Origin of the sequence: Methanoculleus sp. UBA303, from assembly GCA_002501655.1 — an archaeon.
Taxonomy (GTDB): Archaea; Halobacteriota; Methanomicrobia; order Methanomicrobiales; family Methanoculleaceae; genus Methanoculleus.
Genome location: DANY01000032.1, coordinates 36,148 through 60,736, shown reverse-complemented (window position 1 = coordinate 60,736; position 24,589 = coordinate 36,148). Strand labels below are relative to the sequence as shown.

Genomic DNA, 24,589 nt, shown 5'->3' with positions numbered 1-24,589 from the left:
CTATCTCCATAGAGTGTTTACTATGGTGCTTAACTGTTCTTCCGAATATCTCTGATCAATTGGGATTGAGAGAATCCTACGACTCAATAGATGCTCATATGCAAACGATCTGGGTACATCGTTTGGTAGCTCCCAATGCACTGGAGGAAAAACATTATTACCGATTAACTTGCGCTTGCATTCCTCTCTCTCTTGTTCTGTATCGAAGACTATCGGAACACAAAAAGGACTTTTTATTTGATCGAATTCGAATAATACCTGTTTTCGATCAATGTTGTCGTATATATATCGAAGATTTGATGCCCTTTTGCGTACAATCGGATCTATTGCTATATGTTTCATGATATGGCAGGATATTTCTGGAAGACGCTCCAATTTGATGGTATTATTATCTTTTAGATTCTCATAATCTCTGTATAGGGTTAAAAAATGCCGCTTCAGCCCCTTGTCGGCATAATGATTGCTAACATAGTATTTCTTTTGGAACATCGCTTCCAGCATCTTTTCATAGCCCTCCGGGGTATCTTCGATCGCTTCAAGATCAGGACTGGAGTGGTGGACTATGCTCCCGTCTGGGATAGGGAAAGATTTTCTTAGGCTTGCTATCGAGTACAAGTTTTCATGCTTCAATCTGAGGCGCTTCTCATCGAAGATCGAGTGTGTTATATCTAATATAACAATGTTATTCTCAGTCAACTCCAATATTTCATCATTTGATATCTTTTCAACGCCGAAATAATCGATTATGTACATCAATGTATCTTTCACCCGAGATTCGATCACAGGTTTTAACCCCGGTTGGTGACCATAGTATCTGGTATTGAGTTCCAACTCTTTGAAAGGTTGTTTAATGGATTTACAGAGATATGAAGGCAGTAAGCATATCTTTTTATTTAAACCTACAATGTCCAGTAAAACGGACTTAATGGCTTGACGTCCGTCTCTATAAAACACAGGTCCTGATGAACCGTTTTGACCGAGCAGATAATTCAAAACAGATTCTTTATTATGGTGGCAATTGAGTTCAGCAAATTCAAAAAATCCCCCAACTTCCATGCCCCTCACCTACGGTAGGCAGCACCCGCTGGTACGACACTGTTCGGCCTAAAGGTATTCAATCGTGTACAATCTCTATCCCGTGCTGGGGATTCTGGAAATTTCGGGTTCATAACACACCTTGCTATAGAATTATATTATATCCTGAAGATCTATTATTTGATTGTATTTTAAATCTTTTTTAGCTCTTCTGCCTATAATTAGTGGGCAATGCTCTGGACTAAGCCCATTTATTGCCCGTTTTAACGAGATACTTTCTTCGGTAAAGATCTCTCCCGCTGGTATATCTTTCCCTGCTACGATTTTTCGCCTTACGATATTCTTGTTCTCCAATTCTGATGCCATTGGTCTCTTAATTCCATCTCCCATAGCTTTTTCCACATTTCTTATGCCCTCTACCACCTTCTTAAACTCATGAGGCTCCAGTGAGGCCTGCTGGTCCGGGCCGGGTAATGTATTGTCTGACGTAAAGTGTTTTTCAATATATTTTGCGCCCAGCGCAACAGCAGCAATTGCACATTCGATTCCTTTCGAATGATCGGACAGACCGACGACAGTCTTGAAAGCATTCTTTAACGTTAATATCGCTCTCAGGTTAATATCTTCATATGGGCAGGGATATTGAGTCGTACATTGCAGCAGGATAACGTCCTCATTACCTTCATTTGCTATTGTTCGCACTGCCTGATCAATCTCGCTTAATGTCGCCATTCCTGTCGAGACAACCATGGGCTTATGGAATCTTGCGGTATATTTTAAGAGAGGATAATTCGTTAAATCGCCGGAACCAACCTTAATCAGCGGAATGTTTAGGTCTTTCATCAAAAAATCTACACTTTTTTTATCCTCCATTGTAGAGAAGAATATGAGGTCTAATTCTTCTGCATATTCTTTCAATGCGAAATAATGATCGTATGAGATCTCTAAATTTTTAAGCATCTCAAATTGCGTAGAGTTGCTTTTTATACTTTCTTTTTGGTATAAGGCTAGTTCTACGTCTTCTAAGATTATCTCTTCAGTGTTCCAGGTCTGGAACTTTACGGCATCTGCTCCACATCTTTTGGCGTAATATATTAACGTTTTTGCTAATTCTTCATTCCCATTGTGGTTAACGCCGATCTCCGCCACGATCATGCAGGGCTCGTTATCCCCGACAGACTTCTCTCCAATCGGTATAGTTCTCGTCATAATCAACCCTTTTAACTGATTGAAACGATTTAGAATCGGCCACTCTTCTTCTTTAGGAGCGTTTCGGCAAACATCAAATCCGCTTTAGTGTCGATATCTACACTCGTTTCAGCGGGCATTATATACGGGATTGTTTGCGGCAAGCAAAAACTTGCACATTCCTCAAATTTTTTTGTTTTCACGATGTATATTGCCCCGTTTGGGAAATATGTTTTAGGTAAGTCCTGTCTCCTCATTTCAGAATATTTTTGGTCAAAAAGCGGCTTCAGATAGTTGCCATCAACTTTAAACGCCCAATACGGTGGATGTTTACTTTCTGAAACGCTAATCACCGATTCACATTCATTATTTAAAAATAATTCTAAGGCCCCATCAACATCCTGAGTTGTCCTCATAGGTGATGTCGGCTGAAGAAGGATAATAGTATCGTACTCATGCCCCTGCTCCCTTAACTCTCGTATTACTTGGAGCACCACATCGACGGTTGACGTGTCATCTTTAGCCAATTCTTCAGGTCGTCTAACAACTTCCACGCCATAGTCTCCCGCTACATCGGCGATTTCCTGATCTTCAGTCGATACAATCACCCTGCTGGTGTATTCCGATCTTAATGCTGCCTCTATGGTGTGTCCGATGAGAGGTTTTCCTGCAAGCAACCGGATATTTTTTCTGGGTATTCCCTTGCTACCTCCTCTTGCAGGGATTATTGCGATTGTTTTACCTGCGTTGCCGTTACCCATGTGATAACTTTATTCCCCCTATCCATAGATAATGATGTTGAGATCGTTTTTACCTGGATAACTCATACTCTCCAGAACTTGAGGTGCTCGATGTTCGAAGAACAGAACATAACATACTGAAGGTTTTTGAGGCGAGGACTCTCCTTGAGATGGTGGCTTAAATCTGCCTATATCGAGAATTAAGTCGATATCTATGTATACTCAAAGAAATAAGAGGCAATACCACTCAGGTAAAAAGCAATCCATGGACCTCGAACAGGGGGTAGTTTGAAACCGGAGATGGTTATAGACCTGTTTTTGCTCCTGGCCCCGTTGGATGCTCTCTGCTTATCCTCCGTTCGTCGACAGTCTCTATCTGGCTCTCTTTACCTTCATTCCAACAATCGACATTTATTTTACTAAAATTATATCTCCTCCAGCGTAGACACAGCCCCCAACATCACTCTGGATCCAGTCCAGCAGAGTCCGGGGGAACTCACGTGGGGCAGCAAAACGAGCAGCAGAAGAGAATATTCCTGGTAACTCCTTCTCCATCCACGTTCACAAAGCGCGACCTGGAGGCTCTCAGGCAGGAGTACCTGGTCCGGGAGACTGTCATCAGCAACTATCAGGGAAGGAACGGCCTGAAGCGATCCCTCTTGATCTCATTTGAGATCCTCCGGGGAGTCCTCTGGGCCGATCTCACCTACTCTTGGTTCGCCCACAACCATTCGTACCTTGCCGTGATGCTGGCAAACCTCCTCGGCAAGAGAACCATAGTCGTCATCGGCGGGTATGAGGTTGCGAGAGTACCGGAGATCGGATACGGTGCCCTGCTCGACCCAAAACTCGCAAAGAGGGTGAACTACATCATCCAGAACGCCGATCACATCCTCGCAGTATCGGAGTTCAACAAACGAGAAATATTGAATCTGTGCGAGCGTCGCCACGTTGCGGTCGTCTATAACGGTATCGACTGCGCGCAGTTCAATCCGGGAGAGGAGAAAGAGAAGCTCGTCATCACGGTCTGCCAGATCAGCCGGAACAACATTACGCTTAAGGGCCTTGATACATTCCTCAACGTCGCAAAGCTCCTTCCCCACCTCCGTTTCGCCATCATCGGCCGCGTCCTTGACGGGAGCATCGAAGACCTGAAGCGGGATGCCCCGCCAAACATCGAGTTCGTCCTGTTCCCTTCCCAGGACGAAATTCTACGGTGGTACCGCAGGGCAAAGGTCTACTGCCAGCTTTCGTATCGAGAGTCCTTCGGAGTGGCGCTCGCTGAGGCGATGTCCTGCGAATGCGTCCCCGTGGTGACAGACAGGGGTGCCCTCCCTGAAGTGGTGGGAGATGCGGGGTTTGTTGTGCCTTACAGCGATACCGAAGCGACGGCGACGGCGATAGTAAAGGCACTACAATCTGATGGAGGCAGGGTGGCAAGAGTTAGAGTCGAGAAAGAATTTTCCCTTGAAGGGAGGAAGCAAAAGATCCAGAGCATTATCGAGGAAAATCCCGTATGATCCGGATCTTTGCGGTCCTCAATGGGGCCATCCTCAACGACGACCGGAACTGGTCCCCCACCTACACAAGGATTCGGTTTTTGCTCTCGGAACTTGCCCGGTATGACGATGTCAGGGTCGACTCAATCTCATTTGAACTCCTCCCAAAACAGGATGCCCCGGGTAGGCTCTACAATAACGTCATCAAAACTGTTGTCGCTCTCCGCTCCGCGTATCGCCTCTTGAAAGACAGGCCTCTGGCTTTTTTTGCGTACCCGCACTCGCTGACAACGTTCCAGAACAGGCTTCTGTTCATGCTCTGCACAGCCTGCAGGATCCCGACTATCGTAGATATTCACGATACCCGGGAGCAGGCCGCTGCAGTCAGCGACGGGCATTTTGGGGTGCGGAAGGGGACGGAAGAATACTGCATCACCAGAGCGACACTCCTGATCACATTAAATCCGATTATGTGGGGGCACATACAACAGACGTATCATCTCGATGAAAAACCTGTAATATTTGTCCCTCATGGCTTTGAAGAGGAATTCTTCACACAGCACCCAGCACCGTATTCTCCGGCTGAAGGGAGGTTCAACATCTGCTACATAGGAGCACTGACGAAGAACAGGGGTATCGATCTTTTGGTCAACTCGTGCACTCTTCTGCGAGAAAGATACCCTTCAGTCCGTTTACACCTCATCGGCCCATATGGTCCCGGAATACCAGACGACCTGAAGAGAATTATTGAAACCAGCGATTTTATCGTGAGGAAGGAACTGCCGAGAAGTGCGATTCCGGCTGCGCTCACCGATATGGATCTTCTCGTGTTGCCGTATAATCCACAGGAACGCTACCTGAACCTGACGTACCCCACAAAGATCTTTGAGTATATAGGGGCGGCAAAGCCGATCCTCTGCACGAACTGCGAATCCCTCATGAGTATCGATGACAGAGGCGGTTTCATGTATGTGGACTATTCCGCGCCGGAGATGGCGAAAGCCATCGAGCACCTGATTGACCACCCGGAAGTGCGCACGGAGATGTCCCGGGCGTTATACCGTATACGCGAAGGCCACACCTGGGTGGAGAGGGCAAGCAGGATATATCATGGCATCAGATCGTTATGCATAACGGTCTAATCCGGCACTCGTGGGATCGATAGGGCCCGGTTGAGAGGTTTATGAAGATCTGCATGCTTACGTCCACGCACGGACCCGGCGACGGCAGGATATTCCAGAAAGAGGCGAAGAGCCTTGCGAAGGAGCACGATGTCACGATCATCGCTCCTTCGAACGAGAGTGGCAGCAGCATCACCGAGGGAATCCGCATTGTCACCGTAAAGAGGCCGGACTCTACTGCTCTCCACCCCATAACACTTCTCCGGCTCCTTCGGGCATGCCTCGCCGAGGATGCCGACGTCTACCACTGCCATGAGCCTGACGCCCTTCTCATCGGAGTCCTTGCAAAGTATCTCAAAGGTAAGCGGGTTATCTACGATATCCACGAGCACTGGCCCTCGGAGATCCCGTTTGACCTCAGAATCCCGAACGGCTCGCTGATACAGAGGGCACTGTCTGCGTTTGTCTCAAGCGTGGAGATTGCGCTGGCACGCCGGGCCGAGAGCACATTTGCCGTAAGCGAGAGTGTTGCCGCGCGATTCAGGGAGAGGGGACTTGAGCCGGTCATCCTATCGAATTATTCTATCGCCGACCTCGATATCCCTTATAGCCCGAACCGAAACGGCCGGAACCTCATGTTCATGGCAGGAAACATGCAGTCGTTTCATGGGGTCGGCGAATGCATCGAGGCAGTCTCCCGGGTCAGGGAACGCTATCCCGATGTATCCCTCACGCTCGTCGGGAACGTCCGGGAGGACCTCAGCGAACACATCAGTGGATCCGGCCGGAACGGGTTCATCACTTCAACCGGATTCCTTCCCTACAGGGAGATGTATGAGCGACTGAGTAAGGGCACCGCGGGTCTCCTTGTCTTCCAGCCGACATACTACAATATCTCCATCGGCCTGCCGAACAAACTCTTCGACTATATGCTTCTCGGGCTTCCGGTTATTGCAAGCGACCTGCCGGAGATCCAGAGCGTCGTCGACAGGGCAGACTGCGGCGTCCTCGTCGATCCGGGGAGCGTGAGTGATATCGCCGACGCGATAACCTACCTCTTCGACCACCCGGAAGAGGCGCGGAGGATGGGTGAGAGCGGAAGACGAGCGGTTCTTGAGACGTATAACTGGTCCAGAATGGAGTCATATCTTCTGCAGACATATCAGAACCTGGACGGTGCAGCCTCCGCATCCAAATGACCGGCAGCCAGCGGGGCCCCTGCCGTGCCCCGTCTCACCCGACAGCCGTTAGGTACTAGTAGCCAGCGATTGATGAAGTATTCATTATGCTCACCACCCTCATCCTCGACTTCGACGGCGTCATCGTCGAATCCATTCCCCTAAAGACCGTCGCATTCCGAAAGATCTTCTCCTTCGCGCCCCCCGAGCACCTCGACGAGATCATCGAATTCCACCTCGAGAACGGCGGGATGTCCCGGTACGACAAGTTCCGCCACATTTACAAAAACATCCTCCACGAAGACCTCACCCCGGAGCAGGAGGAGCGGCTCGCCGACGAGTACGTCGGGCTGATCTTCGATGCCATGCTCACCGTCCCATACGTCGAGGGGGCGGAGGGCCTTCTCAGGGAGTGTTCCCGGGTGCTCCCGCTCTACATCGTCTCTGCGACTCCTGAGGGCGAGATGCACGAGATCGCCCGCCGCCGGGACCTTACGAAATACTTCGTCCGGATATACGGCTCGCCGAAGACGAAGGCCGAGTGTATCAGGGAGATCCTCGTAGAGACCGGCGCCGCACCCGGAGGGGCCCTCTTCGTCGGCGACGCCCCGAACGACTGGGAGGCGGCATACGAGACAGGTGTTCGGTTCGTCGCGAGGATCCGGCCCGGTGATTCAAACCGGTTTTCGGGCCGGCCGGGGGTGGAGGGGATCGTGGATAACCTTCATGAACTCCGGGAGTACTTACGGGGGAGCGTATGCTCATCCCGATCTCATACCCCCTGAACCGGGCGACCCCACTCTATCCCGGAACAGAACCGCTCGCGATAACCCCCACAAAGTCCTTCGAACGGGGGGACGTGGAAGAGAAAAGCCTGATCACGTTCTCCAGCCACGCCGGGACGCACATCGATCTGCCCCGGCACTTCTGCCCGGGCGGGGGCTCGGTCAGGGCCCTCCTCGCGCCTGAGGCGGTCTTCGAACCCGCGCGGTGCATCGAGGTGCCCAAAGACGGGGAGGAGCCGGTCCGGATCCACGACCTCCTCGGGCACCTCGATGCGGTCCGGAGCGCCCGCGCGCTCTTTGTCCGAACCGGCAACGGTCTGCTCCGGGGGACCGACCCGGAGGCCTACGCAGGAGCGCACCCCTGGGTGCACCACGAGGTGCCGGGCTTCCTCTGCAGAGAGAACCCGGCCCTCAGGCTGTTCGGGATCGATACCATATCCATCGCTGTCCCCGGGGAACCGGAGGTGGGCGCGGAGGCCCACCGCGCGTTCCTCTGCCGGTCCCCGCAGATCTTCCTGCTTGAGGACGTGGACCTCTCCTACGACCGGCTGCTTGGAGAGCCCTGGATCCTGCGGATCTATCCGGTGGTCTTCGATGATCTGGACGGTGTGCCGGTGGTGGCGCTCGCGGAGTTTGGATGAGCCGGGGAGCCTTCAGGATAAATGGGCCTATAGATTCATGCAGGAAAATCGTGCTGGTGGGGTGCTTCACCTATTATGCGGGTTCCGGTGCAGATCACCATTCGCGCGAAGAGGGCGTAGCAATCCCACGGATTTCACGTGAGTTAATCGGATCACGCGAAACATTTCAGCACGCCGCACCCTTCCCAGCAAGAATATCTCGGAGCCGCTCCCTGCCGGCTGGTTCAGGGATTGCCCGCCCTTCCTCGTGCGCGGCCTCCAGCCAGAGGGTGACGGCAACTTTCACCTCCTGGAGTGCTTCCTCCTCGGTCTCACCGAAGGCAGAGCATCCCGGGAGCTCCGGGACCACGGCGATGAACCCCTCATCTTCATCGCTGTAGATGATCTCGATCGCGTATTTATGTGGCATCCTCATCCCCTAAAAGACTATAGTCCTCAATCACTTTAAGCAGCTGGCGAACCTGATAGGGTTTTGCCTTCCCCCCCTACATTCTGGAAGTTCAGGATCGTTGCGACTCCTGATTGTACATAGACTCTGTGACTTCCCTTCCCTCCCCTGAAGCGGAATCCAAATGCCTCCGCTGCACGGCAGAGGTCATCGAACCGCACATTCTTTGGGTTACTTTTCAGGTCTTCGTAAGCCCGCCTTCGGTCCATGTCCCGTCCACTCTCATACATTTTCTCCTCAGTTCAATCGCTTAAGGGTTCTCTTATCTCCACGGCACCCTATCTGCGAGCGCTAAAAGTCGTTGCTGAGAGCATTGAGGGCTGATCTAAGTCGAAGACCGAATGTATCAAATCAGCAATTCTTAATTGTGTGTCCTGCTGGATCCCACAGATCCAGGCCTTCTCAAAAAAGGAGTATTTCAGTTCCCCGGCACCATCCGGCCAAGGTCCTCCTCGACCGTCGTGTTCCCCCGGATACCGAAGTTCTCGACGAGAACCTTCAGGACACCGGGCGAGACGAATGCCGGGAGGCGGGGGCCGAGGGTGATATCCCTGACACCGAGCGAGAGGAGGCTTAAGAGGACGAGCACCGCCTTCTGCTCGTACCAGGCGATGTTGTAGGAGATCGGGAGGTCGTTGATCCCGACACCGAACGCCCCGGCGAGAGCCTGCGCAATGACCACCAGCGAGTAGCAGTCGTTGCACTGCCCGGCGTCAAGGACACGAGGGATGCCGCCGATATCCCCGAGACCAAGGCTGTTGTAGCGGTACTTCGCGCACCCGGCGGTGAGGATGACCGTATCGGCCGGGAGGGCCTTCGCAAACCTGGTGTAGTAGTCCCGCTCAGCATGGCGCCCATCACAGCCCGCCATCACGACAAACCGCCGGATGGCGCCGGACTTCACCGCATCGACGACCGTATCGGCTATAGCGAGGACCGGGGCGTGGGCGCATCCTGTGACCAGGTCGCCGCGGGAGAGGTCCTCCGGGGCTTTGCACCGCTTCGCGTGCTCGATCAGGGCCGAGAAGTCCTTCTTCCCGTCCGGCAAGGCGTCGATGTGCTTGAGCCCCGCATACCCGACGAGCCCGGTGGTGTAGACCCGGTCGCGGTAGGAGTCCTTCGGGGGAACAAGGCAGTTCGTGGTGACGAGGACCGGGCCGTTGAACCGCTCAAACTCCTCCCGCTGGAAGGGCCAGGACCCGCCGTAGTTCCCGACGAGGTGGCCGTACTTCCGAAGGCCGGGGTACGCGTGCGCCGGGAGCATCTCGCCGTGGGTGTAGACATCCACTCCCATCCCGCGGGTCTGTTCGAGGAGTTCGGCGAGGTCCTTGAGGTCGTGGCCGGTGACGAGGATACCCGGGCGTGTGCCCGCCGCGGTGCTGACGTTCGTGATCTCCGGCGTCCCGTAGGTAGCGGTGTTTGCGGTGTCGAGGAGGGCGAGAGTCTTCACGCCGACTTCGCCGCACGCGAGCACGTAGCCGACCATCTCCTCGACAGTGAGGTCCTGCAGCGTGGCGGCGAGCGCCTCCTGCAGGAAGGCCATGACCTCCCCGTCCTCGTAGCCGAGGACGGCAGCATGGTGCGAGTAGGCGCCGACCCCCTTGAGCCCGTAGACGAGGAGCTCGCGGAGCGACTGCAGGTCCGGGTCCACGCTCTCCCGTGACGCGACGATCTCCTGCGCCTTCGCTGCGATCGCCGCCGGGCTCTCCGGGGCCCAGGTGCAGGCCGCGGGCTCCGCGTCCCCGGCGGGCGGGAGGGCGTCGCGGATGCGGGCCGCCTCCCGGATAGCGTCCTCGAAGCGCGCAGGGTCGAAGTTCACGTTGGTCAGGGTGGCAAAGAGGCAGCGGGCGACGAACCCCCCTGCCTCAGGGTTTCCGCCGCCCGTCTTCGTTGCCGCAAGGTTCCGGACCGAGAGCCCTTTGAGGGTGTAGATCAGGACGTCCTGGAGCCCGGCAGTCTCCGCATCTTTGCCGCAGACGCCGCGTACGGTGCATCCGAAGCCCTTTGCCGTCTCTTCACACTGGTTGCAGAACATTCATGCTCACTCCATAGTATCTTTTGTATACGAAGTATCAATTAGATACTAGAGTATAAGTAGGAGGAGGTTTCTCTAACTATACCATGCAGGATGAGTGTACGGTCAATCAGACCGTCAAATACCTGGGACGGAAGTGGACCCTCCTGATCATCCTCGAGCTCTACAAAGGGGACGGCTATACCCGGCGGTTCACCGAAGTGAAGGAGCGGCTCCCGGGGATCACGGCAAAAGTCCTCTCGGTCCGGCTGAAGGAACTGGAGGAGGAGGGCCTCGTCGAGAAGAACATAGAGGCCGGAACTGTCCCCGTCAGAAGCGAGTACACACTCACTGCGAGCGGGCTTGCGATGGTCGAGGTGATCAAAGATATCAAGCAGTGGGCGCTCCGGTGGAAGATCGATAACCTTGCATGCGGGGCACAGGACTGCCACGACTGTGTGCTGTGAACTACCCCATCCTTGCGGATGACAGGGCTTTGCGGCTACCATTCTCCCAGTTCAAGCGGCGCTGATCAGCTACCCGGAACATATCGTGTTCGACCCCCCGATATGGAGGTAGGCCATACGGAGGATTCGCGAACCAGGCAAAGGGGCGCCGCTTCCATCCCCCTGTTTGCGCAGAGGGAGTTCTCCGGGACGTGGAAAAATCATAGATCATAATCGACACTTTTATGAATTATCATCGAGTATGATCGATAGATGGATGAAAAACTGCAGATCGCACTCGAGAGCCAGAACCCCTGGTGGTTCGGAAAAGAGTTTGAAACCGGCGTTGAACGGCTTTCTTTCTTTCCCTCCCTGATGCAGTACCTTGATGCACCGGAGGTGCTCCTCCTCATCGGTGCGCGCAGGACAGGGAAGTCGACGCTGGTGTACCAGATCATCAGTTCCCTTCTCGGAAGAGGTGTGCCCGGCAGGGCCATCCTCTTCATCACCATGGACGAACCGCTCCTCCTCTCGATGGCAGACGATCCCTGGCTGATCCGTCGCATTGTCGAGGACCATCTTGCCCGCCACCCCGGTCTCGAACGGCTCTATCTCTGTATCGACGAGGTTCAGCACTACCCCTCTTGGGTGCCTACCATCAAGACCCTCTATGACACGAAGAGTACAGTCAAATGCATCCTGACCGGTTCCACATCCTCGCTGCTCAGGCAGGAGAGCAGTCGCCTCCTCTCCGGCAGGTATTTTTCCTGTACTGTGCACCCTCTCTCTTTCCCCGAATTTCTCCGCATTCAGGGTATTGTAAGCCCGACAATCATCGAGAAGAGGCATTATTTCGAGACGTACCTGAAATATGGCGGTTTCCCCCGGGTGGTCCTTGAAAAGGACGAGGACCTGAAGATTCAGATCCTCAAAAACTACTACGAGACGATCTATCTCAAGGATATCATCTATCCAAACAGGGTGAGGAAGAACAGCGAGGTTGCAGATCTGCTCTATTATCTCATATCGAATGCCGGGAACGCCGTCTCGTACAACCAGATCGCCAGGACCCTCAATATCGCACCAGATACGGTGAGGGAGTACATCGAGTACGCCGGGAACGCGTTTCTCCTCTACTCTCTGATGAAGTTCGATTATTCTGTAAAAAAACAGGTTGCAAATCCAAAAAAGATCTATTTCGTGGATCCCGGCCTGGTAAACGCAGTTGCATTTGCATTCTCCGAAAATCGTGGAAGGCTCCTGGAAAACATCGTCTTCATCGCCCTGATGAAGAAGTACGGCGATGTCTTCTACCACCGGGACCGCTACGAGTGCGACTTCCTGGTCAGGTCAGGCCGGACGATTGTCTTGGCCATCCAGGTGACGCAGTCCCTACAGGACAACGCCACGAAGCAGCGGGAGATGCGCGGTCTTGTCGAGGCGATGGACGCACACGGCCTTGATGAAGGAACGATCGTCACTGCGTCGGAGTCAGCAGAGACGACCATCGACGGGCGGGCCGTCCACATTGTCTCGATCGCCGAATGGCTGGAAGGGGTGTGACGTCTCTTTCTTCGCCCGGGACATGACCTTCCTGAAGCCCTCCGTTGAAGGGTCGCCGTCCAGGGAGGCGAAAAATAAGGACGTGCTCGCCACAAAACGTGAAGAAAAAAGAAGGCAAAGATCCGACCTTAACGCTTCCTCTCACCTCATCACGCCCGACATCCGTATCTTTGTAAGATATTGATGAGTTATAAACACCAGAAGAGCGATCAGGGAGAGATAGCCAAAGGCGATGAGTTGCTCGCCGTAGAGCTGAGCAGAGATAACGAACGCATTGAGAGACAGGAGAAGAAGCAGCGAGCCGTTCATGATCGGCAACACATCCTCTCTAAACCGTGCGACGAAGACCGAAACGAGGAAGATGAAAGAGGAGAGTGCGACCATGGCGAGGAGGTACGAGGTCTTCGCGCCCCATCCATCTGCGTGGAGTCCGGTGAAGTGAATTGCCATCTGCTCTGGCAGGATGGGATAGGCGCAGAGATATGTCAAGAGAGAGAGCGCAAAGATCGCAAGAGGCGTTATGATCGGACTTTTTTCCTCAACATATGCTGCAAGGAACGAGATCAGGATGGCTGAGAGGAGGAACGGCGGGTAATATGCCGTGTCGATGAAGAGCAAGAGGAGCAGACCGGTGATCAGGAGGAAAAAACCGAAATATCGATTCTTTCTTCTCCAAAACGCCTCAGACTCATACGTCGACCGTATTCTCAAGCCAAAGATGCGGTTTCTCTTGAATGGCACAACAATAAAGATCGCTCCGAGAGCGATGAGAAGCAGACTCAAAAAGATCTCAACGACCATAATTTATCTCCAGGTCAGTATGCCTCCTTCACCGTTAGCAAGTTCAACAATTGCTGGTGCTACATACTCACTCATTTTCCTCTCCTACCTTTCGACAACGAGTGCTATTGGAGGTTAAGTTAATATAACCTTCTATGCTGTTATGTCATCTCTTTTTACAGATCACATTTTCACTCTTCAAGACATATCCAAATGAGGTGGGTGCCGGACCTGGGTTGTTCCCAGGAGCGCCGACGTAGCGGTGAACCGTAATGGACAGTTGCAATAGGGGTCTTCCCTCTCCGCACAAGGCAATACCCGCGAACCCCCACTCGGGAACCACCGGTCTTCTCAAACTCCTGTCCTACTGACAGTCGTTCTCCAGAACATCGCACTCCGAACCATCGCACGTTCCGGCAGGTCGATTCCCCGCACCTCGGGGTGGGAGACAGTGCGTGGAGATCGATGTTCCAGAGGGACGGAGCAGGAGAAGACCGCCAGGTCTTGGACTAGCGATGCGTGCCCCGGAGGAGCAGGCGGAGTTCGAGCATCGGAGGTGCGCAGCCCGGTAGAAAGCCGTGCCCGGGAGCGGCTCTGGAGACAACCTTCAGGGGTATCATGAACCGTCCATGGCACGGCGAGAGGTTGAACAACAAAACCAGGGTAACAGGTGCAAGTATGCCAGACCCGGGATTTCCCAGGGTATCCCTGGATAGTGGACCGTGGTGGCTATCCCCACAGGAGGGGCTGACGGGGAGGGGGGACCCCTCCCCCGTCTCCACCCCCAAAGGCGATACCGGGTGAAAAAGTCGAGTTGGGAGTGACTCTGGGGATGATCTTGAGAAAACAGAGATGCTCTCGGATAGGCGGGAGAGCGAGCCCAAACGATAGCAGAGATCTCTTCCCGCCAGAGGACCTCGATGCTCCCCCTCCCGGCAGAACCCCGCTCTAGATAATCCCCATCTCCGACAGCCTCGTCGGCAGGTACTCCTTCGTCACGAAGTCGAGCCCCCGGCTCGCGAACGCCTGCTGTTCCGACTTCAGCTTCATCTCAAGCTGCAGGTTGATCTGGTTTTTCCAGTAGTCGGTCGCAAACCGCGGATCGGTCAGCTCCGCCTTCAGCGCGTTGATGTCCTGCTCGGTGAGGTGGTCGGCGGGGAGGTTGTAGTCGGATATATCGGAGGGCTGCACCCCGATGAACTGCGCCTGGGGGGTCGCCAGGAGTTCCGACATGTGGGCGCTCTTGATCGAGCCGTAGGCGACGCTCGCATAGATCCGGTAGGACCAGGGGTCGCCGTCGGTGAAGACCACGACCGGGAGGTCGAGCGACTCGTTAAGCCTCCGCAGGACCCGGCGCGTGGAGCGCGCCGGCTGCCCCTTGAGGTGGACCAGGATCGCCCCATACTCCTCGTCGAACCCGTTCTCCATCAGACGGGCGTACATACCACCGGTCTCGATGGCGATGACGAACTTCGCGTCGTGGTCGACAAAGTCGAGGCTATCGACGTTGTTCGGGATTGGGTAGCCCGCCTCCCCGACGTCCTCCTGGCAGTGCATCTCCCGAACACCCCGCCGGGTGGTCTCCCGGATCCGCAGGGGCCCGAAGATCGAGGCGCCATCCTCCTCCGGCCGGAGGTGGAACGCCTCCCGCTGGACATCGGTGATGATCTCGAGGTCCTCGATGAGGAGGTTGCTCTCGTCCTGGGCGGCGAACTTCGCTTTCTTCCACCCTTCGGATATGTAGTAGAGTTCTCTCAAGGTCGACGACCGGTTCTCTACAAGTTGCTGTTTCAAAAACCCGATGACGTAAGCCATCTTCAGGAGATGCACCGCACCCTTCTCGGTCGTCGCCGCCCGGGTGCTCTCCCTTTCACCGTATTTCCAGACCTCGCTTTCGTCGTCGTACGCGATATTCTGTTTCGTCCGCGTCGGCAGCCGGATGAACGGCACGATGCCGTCCCGCATCTGGTCATACCACCCGCGGGCGATCCCGACGAGCCGCTCGCGTGCAAGCGCATCCATCTCTTCCCTAGACATCGAGATCCACCACCACTTTCACGTTGTCCTCCACGCCGCGGAGGTCGAGCGACCCGTCGCCCGCCCCCGTGTAGACGACCTGCCAGGCCTCGCCGGCGCCGAGCGTGCACCGCCAGACCTTGTTGTACTCCCCGTCGATATCGTCTACGAAGTCCGGCCGGGGCTTTGCATCCTCAGCCGCATCATGTGAGAGGTTGTAGAGGACGAGGGCCACTTCCTTTGCTGTGTAGTTGTTCACGTCGATATGGACCCTCCCGTCGCTCGTCCGCTTCTTGGCGACGACTTTGCGCATGATCCTGCCCTCGATCGGAGAGGTGTCCACCAGGGGGAGTTCAACGATCTCGCTCACCTTGGCGGCGATCTCGGGGATAACGGAGCATATCGCCCGGGCGCGGTCGTCCTGCTGCTTCTTTCTGTCCCGGCGGGAGAGGTAGGCTTTCAGTTCCCTGCCGAGTTCCTGGAGTACGAGAATGACTTCCCGCTCGATCTCAGGGATGGACGCGACCGCATCCTTGCTCTCACTCGTGAAGGGGACGTTCGTGGACGCCACGTGGACCATGATCAGCGCCGGGCCCATGGGAAGGCCCTGCTGCGAGAGGCCGTAGCCCTTCCAGTTCACCTGTGCAACACAGTTGGTGATAGCGCAGGCGCCCTGCTGGTAAAGGAGCGGGACGCGGTTCGCGAACCGGAAGATCTGGGCGCTCCCTTCAGGAGGGATCTTGCCGCCGTAGCCGATCGCCGCCTCGATGATGAATGAGTGTCCACCGTAGACCGCGCTCGGGCGGGTGCGGGCCCTGATGAAGTCGAGCTGGATCTCCTTCTCAAGCCCCCTGCAGATCAGGTCCTCCCCGATGGGGGAGAGGCACTGCTGCGCCGGGGGGGCCGGGACCTTCACGCCCTGCATGGCGTCAAGGAGCCGCTTCAATTCGTCGGCGTCGAGGTTCTTCGCCTTCCGGGAGGGTTTGAGTTTGGCAAGAGCGATCATCTCGTTCGCGGTCTTCATCCCAACCCGGGAGAAACTGCCGATGAGGAACTCCTCGACGGTCCCGGTGCTCGCGGCCGCTATCCTCTTCAATGCCCCGAACTCGATCCCGTGGGGGTGGGGGAGGATGGGCTTTGGGCACGGCGGGACCTCGCTCGCTACCCGCTCGAACGTCGTCACCTCGCCGTCGATATCAGCCGTGATTCGGGCATGCGGGTTGACGATCGCGGTGAGGCGGAGATAGTCCAGCAGCCGCTTCTTTGCGGCAAGGGTGCTCTTGAACTGGATCTCGAGCCTTGTGCCGTGCATCCGGTCCCAGTCGATCTCCTCGTGGCCGAGGACCTCAGGCTCGTTTGTCTCGGTCCGGATCATCAGTTCGAACCGGTGGGCCCTCGCCTTTGCTCCCGTCCGGGAGGTGACCAGCGCCGGGGTGCCGGTGGTGAGCTGTGCATACAGCACCGCCGCCGATATACCGATACCCTGCTGACCTCGGCTCTGCCGGATCTGGTGGAACCGGGAGCCGTAGAGGAGCTTCCCGAAGACCAGGGGGACGTTCTCCGGCACAATCCCCGGGCCGTTATCCTCGACCGTTATCCGGTAGACCTCGGCGTCGACTTTCTTGATGCCGACAAAGATGTCGGGGAGAACCTCCGCCTCCTCGCAGGCGTCAAGCGCGTTGTCCACCGCCTCCTTGATGGTGGTGATGATCCCGCGCGTTGGGGAGTCAAAGCCGAGCAGGTGCTTGTTCTTCTCGAAGAACTCCGCGACGCTGATGCTCCGCTGCTGTTTGGCGAGATCCTCAGCAAGCACCATGCCGTGCTACCTCAGCGATGGCATCCTCAAGGCTCCTCTCCTGCTGCTCGCCGGAGTGCAGATCCTTGAGGGTCACCGTGCCTGCCTCGACCTCGCGCTGCCCGAGGACCACGGCAAAGTCCGCGGTCTTTGCGGCGTGGGAGACCTGAGCGCCCATTCCCCGCTGCATCAGATCAGTTTCGGCCCTGATTCCTGCATCCCGGAAGGCCCGGGCAACCTCGAGCGCCCGCGCCCGTGCTTCGGGCGTACAGACGACGCCGACGACGGGCCCGCGCGCGAGCATGAAGTCTCCGATCGAGACCATGACCCGGTCAAACCCTATGGCAAACCCACAGGAGGCGACGTCGTCGCCGCCGAAGAGGTGGGCGAGCCGGTAGGTGCCGCCGCCGAGGATCTGGTTCTCCGCGCCGAGGTTCCTCGCGAACCCTTCAAAGACCATACCCGTGTAGTAGTCAAGACCCCGGGCGATACCGAAGTCCGGCCGGTAGTTGATATCCTGGGAGTCGAGGAGCGCGAATGTCTCCTCGATCCGCGCGCGCTCCGGCACGTCGCCCGCGATCTCAAAGACCTCCTGGACGGTGCGGCACTCGGAGAGGGCCGCAAGGGGTTCGCTGAGGTGGTTCAGGCCCTTCTCCACGAGCGCCGTTTCAAGTCCATCTGGATCGTGCTTGTCGAGGTAGGCCATGATCGTCCGCTGATCGCCGGGGGGGAGGTCGGCGAGGAGATGCTTCATCGGCGCGAGGTGGCCAACATGGAGATCGAAGGTGACACCGCTCGACCGAAGCGCCTCGTCGGCGAGCATGATCACCTCGGCATCGGCGAGGGCCGTATCCGCACCGATGAGTTCGACACCAAACTGCCAGAACTGCCGGTAGCGGCCTTTCTGGGGGCGTTCGTAGCGGAAACAATCGGCAAAGTAGCACCAGCGGATCGGTTTCGGGAGGACCTTGCCCTCGTTGACGTACATCCGGAGAACCGCCGCCGTCACTTCGGGCCGGAGCGTCATCTGCCTGCCGCCCTTATCCTCGAAGACGTACATCTCCTGGATGATCCCTTCGCCTGATTTCATTGTGAAGAGTTCAAGGTGCTCGAAGTCGGGCGTGCTGACCTCCCGGTACCCCCACCGGCTGGCCGCTTCCCGCATCCGCCGTTCGATCAGCCGCCGCCGTTCCATCTCGTCGGGTAAAAAATCCCTCGTTCCCCGTGGTTTTTGAAGCATTCGGTATTCTCCTGAACTAAAGTCTCTTGCGTGAGTCCTTATCTTTTGTGCGCTCCACCCTGCCGAAGAACCGCTCGCCGGCGCCTTCATTGTGCCATACGTTCTCCCGGTCGACCCGGCCCTGGAGGTAGAGGGCCAGAAGGACCAGGCCGAGACCGAGGTACTCCCATGCCTCGGCATACCAGGTGACAAAAAAACCGAGCAGGGCGAGCGCCGTATAGGGAACCCCGCGATAAGATGCCGCCCGATAGCCGGGAAGGCCTGTCAGGTAGAAGATCCGTAAGTCGCGGATCCACAGGAAAACGGTCACGGCAACGCCGAACCCTGCGACGTAGGCAAGATATGACATGAGATGAAGTAATATTATACTTCCACTCCTATTTTTGTTATCTACCTATGCTGTCGAATGCCACCATCAGGGACATCCTCCGGATGTATTGTAACGGTGAGATATCTGAGGACGAGGCGACGGCCGCCATCGAAGGGCTCCGTATCGAGGTGATCGACGGCATGGCCAGGATTGACGCCGGGCGGAGCGTGCGCTGCGGCATGCCCGAAGTGGTGCTCGCCGAGGGAAAGGAGCCCCGGACCTTTGCTGAGATCATGCTCGCGCAGGTGAAGGCGTCGGGCCGGTGCGTCGCGACGAGGGTCTCGCCGGAGCACATCGAGGCTGTGCGGGCCCGCCTGCCGCCGGAGGTCCGGATGGAGCACCGGGAGGCGGCAAGGGCCATCGTCCTCTCGACGGGAGATGAGCCGTGTTCCCGTGGCGGGACCGTCGCCATCCTCACCGCGGGGACGTCCGACATCCCTGTCGCTGAAGAGGCGAGGCTGATCGCCGAGGAGATGGGATGCGATGTCAGGACCGCATACGATGTCGGGGTGGCGGGGATCCACCGCCTCTTCTCGGCACTCAGGGACCTGATACCGGCGGACGTCTTCATCGTGATCGCCGGGCGGGAGGGGACGCTTCCCGCCATCGTCGCTGGCCTCGTCGACCGGCCGGTGATCGGGGTTCCGGTGAGCACCGGCTACGGCTACATGGGGGCCGGCGAGGCGGCGCTTGCGAGCATGCTCCAGGCATGCTCAGTGCTCGCGGTCGTGAACATCGACGCCGGGTTCACGGCAGGTGCGTTTGCCGCACAGATCGCGCACGGGGGCAGGCGGGCATGAGCAGGGGGTTCTATGTCGGGCGGTTCCAGCCCTACCACAACGGGCACCAGTCGGTGCTGGAAAGAATAGCCTGCTCTGCCGACGAGATCGTCATCGGGGTCGGGAGCGCCCAGCTCTCTCATTCCGTGGCGAATCCCTTCACGGCCGGAGAACGGGTGCTGATGCTCACCCGGTCGCTCGCCGACCTCGAATGTCCGTTCTACGTCATCCCCATCGAGGACGTCCAGCGCAACGCCCTCTGGGTCGCCCACGTCCGGTCGATGACCCCGCCGTTCGATATCGTCTATTCGAGCAACCCCCTGGTCATGCAGCTCTTCACCGAGGCGGGTGTGGACGTCCAGTCGCCCGACATGTACGAGCGGGAGACACACTCCGGCACCGCCATCAGGCGGCGGATGCTTGACGGTGAGCCCTGGGAACACCTGGTCCCTCCCGCCGTCGTGGATGTCGTCCGGGAGATCCACGGCGTGGAGCGCCTGCAGCAGATCGCGGGGAGCGACTGACGGGCCAGAAACCATGATAGTCACGGCCGTCACCAGGTACACTAATCAGGTGGATCATGTTTAAGCAACTTCGAGACCTCTTTCGGCGAACCGAGCCTGTGGAAGAAAAACTAAAACTCTCCATCGACGAACTCCCGGCATGGCTGGATGCCCGCGAGGAGGAGATCCGGAAAGAACTCTCCGATGCGACGGCGCCGTCCCGGGAAGCGATCAGCGGCACCCTCGTTCATCTCCGGGAGGCGGTCGCCCGCATAGAGTCGGGAGGTGACGAAGAGGGAGTCCACCCCCGGCTCCGGGATATCTCCCGAAAGGCGCTCCCCCAGTTCACAAAGTCCATGGCCCAGATCCTCTCCCGCGAACCTTCCGGCGATCCGGAGACCTTCTACTCCACCTCTGCCGAGATCCTGAAGAGCGCGCTTAAGGCCCTGAAAGGGCAGGGGAAGTACCTCTCCGCCCTCTACCCGGACGAGATGAAGGAGGTGCGCACTGCCGTCAGGGATCTCGGAAGAGAGATCAATACGATGACGGAGGTGGTCGCCCGGGCACGGGCGGACCGGCAGCGGGTGGAAGACGCCCGGAAGTCGTATGAACTTCTCGCCCGGGTCCGGGAGGAGCATGCAGCCGCCTCCGGCCAGGTGCGGGAGTGCAGGACGGCGATCGAGGAGGCGGAGAGAAAGATCCGGGAAACCCAGGAAGACCTCGCCGCCCTTAAACTGCGTCCGGAGTACGCCCATAAACAGGAGGTCGAGGAGAAGATCCGGGAACTCGATGCTATGGATGAAGAGGCCCGGCGCGAGATCGCAGCTCTCCGGACGCCCGCCATCCACGTCTTCCGGAAAGCTGAGAAGGTGGCCGGAAAGGCGGGGGACGGTGCGATGGCAGCGGCAATCGGCCGGGTCCTCGACGCATACACGGGCAGCCTCCCGGATGGCGAGGAGAGCCCGGTCAACCTGACCGAAGCGGTGATGCCGGCCACTCTCGATATGATCCGGCGGGGGGATCTTGCCCTCAAGAATCAGGAGGAGATCAGCCTCTTCTCCGACCCCGATACCCTGCCCGCCGGGATAGGACGAATCCTGCACCGGCAGAGAGAGATCCGGGAGCAGCGCACAACACTGCAGGAGACTCATGCTGCACTCCCGGGCGTCATCAATGAGCAGCGCCTCACGGCTACACTCGCGGAACTGCAACGGGAGCGCGAGGCAAAGGCTGCGGCGCGGACCCGGGCGGAGAGCCAGCGGGAGATGTCGCAGGCATCGTATGGCGCGGAACGCGAGATACTCAGGTCCCGGACGGCTGCTCTTGCGGGTCGGGATATGGAGGTCGATGTGCCCGACCTCCTGCCCCCGGTCTCCTGACCGGGAGGTGTGCGGCAGCCGCTTCCCCCTCAAAAGCGATGGTTCGCCAGAACCGGAGCGTGAGCACCGCAGGTGCAAAAAGGAAACCCTGTTTATCCCTGGCGCACAAAGACTTCCTGAGAACAGTTGATGAAGACAAATACCACCCCATCCGGATCAAAACCGCGCCTCTGGATAGCGGTTCCTGCAGTCTCGTTCGGGGGAATCGGGATTGAGTTGCTGCTCTTCTCCGTCGGCTTCCCATACGCTGTCTGGGCAGGCATCGCAGGATGCGTGGTCGCCTCATGCATCCTCTTCTATCAGGCATACCTCAAGCCACGGCGGGACATCGTCTCGCTCTTCACGCCGCTCTACGCATTCCTCATCTTTATCGTGCCCAACGAGATCAGCTCAGGCGTGATTGTGCAGACGTTCTACGCGGCGACGATCACGCTCCTTGCAGTTCGGGTAGAAAAAATGTTTAATGCACCAAAACCTCGGGAGAGAACAATGAAGGATATGCTAAATGAGTATATCAGCCGGATTGCACCGATCTTTGCTGTGATCGATGAGGAGACCGGGCACCTGATCGCGCAGTCCCTGCTGACGTATAAGTTCGGGCTCTACCAGAGCGCAGCAGAGAAGAGTACAGAGGCGCTGGCCCGGCTCGACGCGATCACCCCGTTTCCCGGCGCGCTCGCCGCCGCCCTCTCGATCCTCCGGGAACGTGCCGGCGATCTCGCCGATTCCCGGATGACGGCAAGCCCGGAGCATACCTTTACGGAGGCAGATTACGATGCTCTCGCCATCCGCCTCCGCCCGGACCGGATTGAGGACCCTGTAGCACTCGACCTCGACAACGCGCTGGTCCTGCTCTACGCCGTCGGGATCGAGACTTCCCCCGATGATGAGCAGGCACTGGAAGAGCACCAGCGCTTTGTCATCCAGATCCTGGAATCATATAAAGAGAAAAGTTGACTCCATGACCAACCTGACGGAAGGCAACCTCTTCCGGGGTTCCATAGCGGTAGCAGCCCCAATCGTGGCCGGGAACGTGCTGTAGAGCGGCCTTGAGCTGGTCGACCTCTTCTTCGTCGGCCGGCTTGGATACGAGGCTATCGCCGGCGACGCCATGAGCACCTCGATCGTGATGGTGCTCATGACCATCATCATCGTCGCCGCAAACACCGCCTTCGTCTCCCCGACACTACGGGGCGAAGGGGGTCTCGCACACCCTGGCTCTCGGGCTCGTATTCTCGATAGCCCTCAGTGTCGCGGGCATCCTCTTTGCCGAGGATATGCATCTCCCCGAGAAAAACGTCAAGCTGCCCGGGCCCCTCTCCCGGCGCAAAAATCAGAGCGAGTCGAGGCTGATTCCGCTGAACTCGTCGGCGACCGCGTTGATGTCTTTCACGCCGAATGCGGTCTGGACCGTGCCGAGTTCGAGGTCGCGCGCCACGTCGCACATATAATCGATAATATCGACCGAGAGTTCACGCCTCTGTTTTGACTTGCGGAGCTGGTCCACGAGGAACGTCATCCGCTCAGGGGACTCCATGCGGAGCTTGGCGAGGCTTATCACGCACATGTAGATCCGGGTCAGGTTCCTGTCCGTTCCGGTGATGGTGTCGAAGAAGTTCCGGAGGACCTGCGCCTGGTAGACCTCGCCGCTCATGATGATCGGATATCTCTCGATTCGATATTAAAGTCTGCCGGTTTATGTTTGTCCGCGTGGGGCGCCGGCCCGCTCCGGGGACACTGAGGAGAGGGCCTGCCCCTCCCCTGTGCCGGGCTCACTTCCGGACGCTGACGATCTTGATGATATCGCCGTTCTTCAATTCCAGGCTATCCTTGACCCGCATGCCAGTCCTCGCGTCGATGGCGTACAGGAACCCCTCGCCGATATCGGTATGGACCTGGTAGGCGAGGTCGCGGGGGGTCGACCCGCGCTTCATGAGGAACGCATCGGGAAGCACCCGGCCCTTGCCGTCGGTGAGTTTGTGCTCGTCCTCGACCGGGAAGACGACGATCCTATCGAGGAGGTTGAAGATAGCGGCATCCAGCGCCTGCTGGACGCCGGTGCCGCCGAACGTCTGCATGAAGTCCGCCACCCTCTGCAACCCGGCACGCTGCGCGGCCCGAAGGTTTGCCTCCGGGTTCGCGGTGAAACTCCGGTCGCCGGGGAGGTAGCGGATGAACTTCCCCTCTGCAGCCATCCGGAGCGCAAGTTCCCCTGCCGCGCTCGCAAAGATGACGTCATGCTTCGCGAGCCGGTCAAGGCACTCCTGCGGCGCCTGGTCGGCCTTGTTCCCGACGATCAGCATCGGCTTGCTGATCGTCATCAGTTCCCGGCAGAACCGGATCAGGTCCTCCTCCCCGGCGGTCCTGAGGTCGACCCCGGCCGCCTCGCCGGCATCACGGACGTTCTCAAACGTTACGCCGAGACCGGCAAAGACATCGGCGATCGCCTCCATGAGCGCCTTCTCTCTCCCCTGGGCCTGCCGCTGGAGTTTCGCCCAGTGCCGCGAGAGGATGCCGTACATCCACATCGACATTTCATACTGGAGAAACTCGATATCCTTCTCCGGGTCGCGCGAGCCGATATCGATCGGGTTCCCTTCGGCGTCCGTCGCACCGCTGGCATCAACGATCTGGAGGATCGCGTCAGCCTGCCGGAGGTTATCGAGGAACTGGTTCCCAAGCCCCCTTCCCTTGTGCGCCTCGGGAACGAGGCCCGCCACGTCGATCAGCCCGACCGGGACAAACCTGACCCCGTCCTGGCAGTTCTCGCACGGGACGTGCATCTCCTGACAGGGGCAGACAGTCCTGACGTACGCGACGCCATGGTTGGCGTCGATGGTCGTGAACGGATAATTGGCGATCTCTACCTGGACCAGGGTCGCTGCCCTGAAAAACGTCGATTTTCCACAATTGGGTTTTCCTGCAATGGCCAGTGTGATCATGAGCAACTCCTATACCGCACCGCTCTTGAGAGTAGTGTTGGGCCATTACACCATTTATCATCTTCTTTCGCCGGTAGTGCGGCCCGGGTTGTGCCGTTGTACCTGTTGTCGCCGGCAGCCCCGGTAT

General features: G+C 57.4%; 24 protein-coding genes. 11 read left to right on the top strand and 13 right to left on the bottom strand.

The genetic code is table 11. The annotated features are described in order from the left end of the window. From BP846_RS07660 to BP846_RS07650, 3 genes are all read right to left on the bottom strand, one after another. Positions 1 to 1,056 carry a hypothetical protein gene (locus BP846_RS07660; protein ID WP_292394064.1) on the bottom strand — a complete coding sequence of 352 codons (1,056 nt, stop codon included), beginning with the start codon at positions 1,054 to 1,056 and terminating at the stop codon, positions 1 to 3. A gap of 132 nt (positions 1,057 to 1,188) precedes the next feature. Next, on the bottom strand, positions 1,189 to 2,244 hold the full coding sequence (gene neuB, locus BP846_RS07655; protein ID WP_292394062.1) for an N-acetylneuraminate synthase: 1,056 nt from the start codon (positions 2,242 to 2,244) through the stop codon (positions 1,189 to 1,191). Between the two features lie 29 nt (positions 2,245 to 2,273). Further along, on the bottom strand, positions 2,274 to 2,984 hold the full coding sequence (locus BP846_RS07650; protein WP_292394061.1) for a cytidylyltransferase domain-containing protein: 711 nt from the start codon (positions 2,982 to 2,984) through the stop codon (positions 2,274 to 2,276). Positions 2,985 to 3,463: 479 nt separating this feature from the next. On the opposite strand from BP846_RS07650, the gene BP846_RS07645 reads away from it, so the two are divergent. The 5 genes from BP846_RS07645 (at position 3,464) to BP846_RS07625 (ending at position 8,187) form a co-directional block, all read left to right on the top strand. Continuing rightward, positions 3,464 to 4,483: a glycosyltransferase family 4 protein gene (locus tag BP846_RS07645; RefSeq protein ID WP_292394059.1), complete on the top strand. Its 1,020-nt coding sequence runs from the start codon at positions 3,464 to 3,466 to the stop codon at positions 4,481 to 4,483. Continuing rightward, complete coding sequence (locus tag BP846_RS07640) at positions 4,480 to 5,604, top strand: glycosyltransferase family 4 protein (protein WP_292394057.1); 1,125 nt, start codon at positions 4,480 to 4,482, stop codon at positions 5,602 to 5,604. Before BP846_RS07645 ends, BP846_RS07640 begins: the two co-directional genes overlap by 4 nt. 41 nt (positions 5,605 to 5,645) lie before the next feature. Then, complete coding sequence (locus tag BP846_RS07635) at positions 5,646 to 6,782, top strand: glycosyltransferase family 4 protein (protein ID WP_292394055.1); 1,137 nt, start codon at positions 5,646 to 5,648, stop codon at positions 6,780 to 6,782. An 86-nt stretch (positions 6,783 to 6,868) separates the two neighbouring features. Further along, entirely contained in the window at positions 6,869 to 7,546 is a 678-nt protein-coding gene (locus tag BP846_RS07630; RefSeq protein ID WP_292394053.1) for an HAD family hydrolase, read from the top strand. Beyond that, positions 7,519 to 8,187: a cyclase family protein gene (locus BP846_RS07625; protein ID WP_292394051.1), complete on the top strand. Its 669-nt coding sequence runs from the start codon at positions 7,519 to 7,521 to the stop codon at positions 8,185 to 8,187. Before BP846_RS07630 ends, BP846_RS07625 begins: the two co-directional genes overlap by 28 nt. Before the next feature lie 166 nt (positions 8,188 to 8,353). Here the strand turns inward: BP846_RS07625 and BP846_RS07620 are convergent, their stop codons facing one another. Next, on the bottom strand, positions 8,354 to 8,596 hold the full coding sequence (locus BP846_RS07620) for a type II toxin-antitoxin system HicB family antitoxin (protein WP_292394048.1): 243 nt from the start codon (positions 8,594 to 8,596) through the stop codon (positions 8,354 to 8,356). Positions 8,597 to 9,053: 457 nt separating this feature from the next. Next, positions 9,054 to 10,670, bottom strand: coding sequence for a hydroxylamine reductase (hcp, locus tag BP846_RS07615; RefSeq protein ID WP_292394046.1), 1,617 nt, complete (start codon positions 10,668 to 10,670; stop codon positions 9,054 to 9,056). 86 nt (positions 10,671 to 10,756) lie between these two features. Between hcp and BP846_RS07610 the strand changes: the two genes are divergently transcribed. Together BP846_RS07610 and BP846_RS07605 are read left to right on the top strand one after the other, a co-directional pair. After that, positions 10,757 to 11,116, top strand: a complete 360-nt coding sequence (locus tag BP846_RS07610) for a winged helix-turn-helix transcriptional regulator (protein WP_292394044.1) — start codon at positions 10,757 to 10,759, stop codon at positions 11,114 to 11,116. 252 nt (positions 11,117 to 11,368) lie between these two features. Further along, positions 11,369 to 12,658 (top strand): ATP-binding protein, encoded by a 1,290-nt coding sequence (locus tag BP846_RS07605; RefSeq protein ID WP_292394042.1) that lies wholly within the window; start codon positions 11,369 to 11,371, stop codon positions 12,656 to 12,658. 141 nt (positions 12,659 to 12,799) lie between these two features. Here the strand turns inward: BP846_RS07605 and BP846_RS07600 are convergent, their stop codons facing one another. The 5 genes from BP846_RS07600 to BP846_RS07580 all read right to left on the bottom strand — a co-directional run bounded on the left by BP846_RS07600 (position 12,800) and on the right by BP846_RS07580 (position 18,838). Further along, positions 12,800 to 13,459: a DUF1648 domain-containing protein gene (locus BP846_RS07600; protein WP_292394040.1), complete on the bottom strand. Its 660-nt coding sequence runs from the start codon at positions 13,457 to 13,459 to the stop codon at positions 12,800 to 12,802. 927 nt (positions 13,460 to 14,386) lie between these two features. Next, the gene (locus BP846_RS07595) at positions 14,387 to 15,475 is read right to left on the bottom strand and encodes a DNA topoisomerase IV subunit A (RefSeq protein ID WP_292394039.1); all 1,089 of its coding nucleotides are present in this window, start codon (positions 15,473 to 15,475) and stop codon (positions 14,387 to 14,389) included. Next, positions 15,468 to 17,270, bottom strand: coding sequence for a DNA topoisomerase VI subunit B (locus BP846_RS07590; RefSeq protein WP_292394037.1), 1,803 nt, complete (start codon positions 17,268 to 17,270; stop codon positions 15,468 to 15,470). Before BP846_RS07590 ends, BP846_RS07595 begins: the two co-directional genes overlap by 8 nt. Next, on the bottom strand, positions 17,257 to 18,489 hold the full coding sequence (gene hisS, locus BP846_RS07585) for a histidine--tRNA ligase (protein WP_292394034.1): 1,233 nt from the start codon (positions 18,487 to 18,489) through the stop codon (positions 17,257 to 17,259). The genes BP846_RS07590 and hisS overlap by 14 nt, the downstream gene beginning before the upstream one ends. A 16-nt stretch (positions 18,490 to 18,505) precedes the next feature. Then, positions 18,506 to 18,838 (bottom strand): ABC transporter permease, encoded by a 333-nt coding sequence (locus BP846_RS07580; RefSeq protein WP_292394032.1) that lies wholly within the window; start codon positions 18,836 to 18,838, stop codon positions 18,506 to 18,508. A 47-nt stretch (positions 18,839 to 18,885) separates the two neighbouring features. On the opposite strand from BP846_RS07580, the gene larB reads away from it, so the two are divergent. The 4 genes from larB (at position 18,886) to BP846_RS07560 (ending at position 22,477) form a co-directional block, all read left to right on the top strand. Further along, a complete protein-coding gene (gene larB / locus BP846_RS07575; RefSeq protein WP_292394030.1) occupies positions 18,886 to 19,659 on the top strand; it encodes a nickel pincer cofactor biosynthesis protein LarB in 774 nt (257 codons plus the stop codon). Further along, positions 19,656 to 20,162, top strand: coding sequence for a nicotinamide-nucleotide adenylyltransferase (locus BP846_RS07570; protein WP_292394028.1), 507 nt, complete (start codon positions 19,656 to 19,658; stop codon positions 20,160 to 20,162). Before larB ends, BP846_RS07570 begins: the two co-directional genes overlap by 4 nt. Positions 20,163 to 20,218: 56 nt before the next feature. Next, a complete protein-coding gene (locus BP846_RS07565) occupies positions 20,219 to 21,520 on the top strand; it encodes a hypothetical protein (protein WP_292394026.1) in 1,302 nt (433 codons plus the stop codon). A 129-nt stretch (positions 21,521 to 21,649) separates the two neighbouring features. After that, positions 21,650 to 22,477, top strand: coding sequence for a hypothetical protein (locus BP846_RS07560; protein ID WP_292394024.1), 828 nt, complete (start codon positions 21,650 to 21,652; stop codon positions 22,475 to 22,477). Here BP846_RS07560 and BP846_RS07555 read toward each other — a convergent pair. The 3 genes from BP846_RS07555 to BP846_RS07545 all read right to left on the bottom strand — a co-directional run bounded on the left by BP846_RS07555 (position 22,457) and on the right by BP846_RS07545 (position 24,462). Beyond that, positions 22,457 to 22,687: a hypothetical protein gene (locus tag BP846_RS07555; protein WP_292394022.1), complete on the bottom strand. Its 231-nt coding sequence runs from the start codon at positions 22,685 to 22,687 to the stop codon at positions 22,457 to 22,459. The genes BP846_RS07560 and BP846_RS07555 overlap by 21 nt on opposite strands. 166 nt (positions 22,688 to 22,853) lie before the next feature. Beyond that, entirely contained in the window at positions 22,854 to 23,174 is a 321-nt protein-coding gene (locus BP846_RS07550; protein WP_292394020.1) for a hypothetical protein, read from the bottom strand. Between the two features lie 118 nt (positions 23,175 to 23,292). Then, positions 23,293 to 24,462: a redox-regulated ATPase YchF gene (locus BP846_RS07545; RefSeq protein WP_292394018.1), complete on the bottom strand. Its 1,170-nt coding sequence runs from the start codon at positions 24,460 to 24,462 to the stop codon at positions 23,293 to 23,295. Positions 24,463 to 24,589 lie beyond the last annotated feature (127 nt).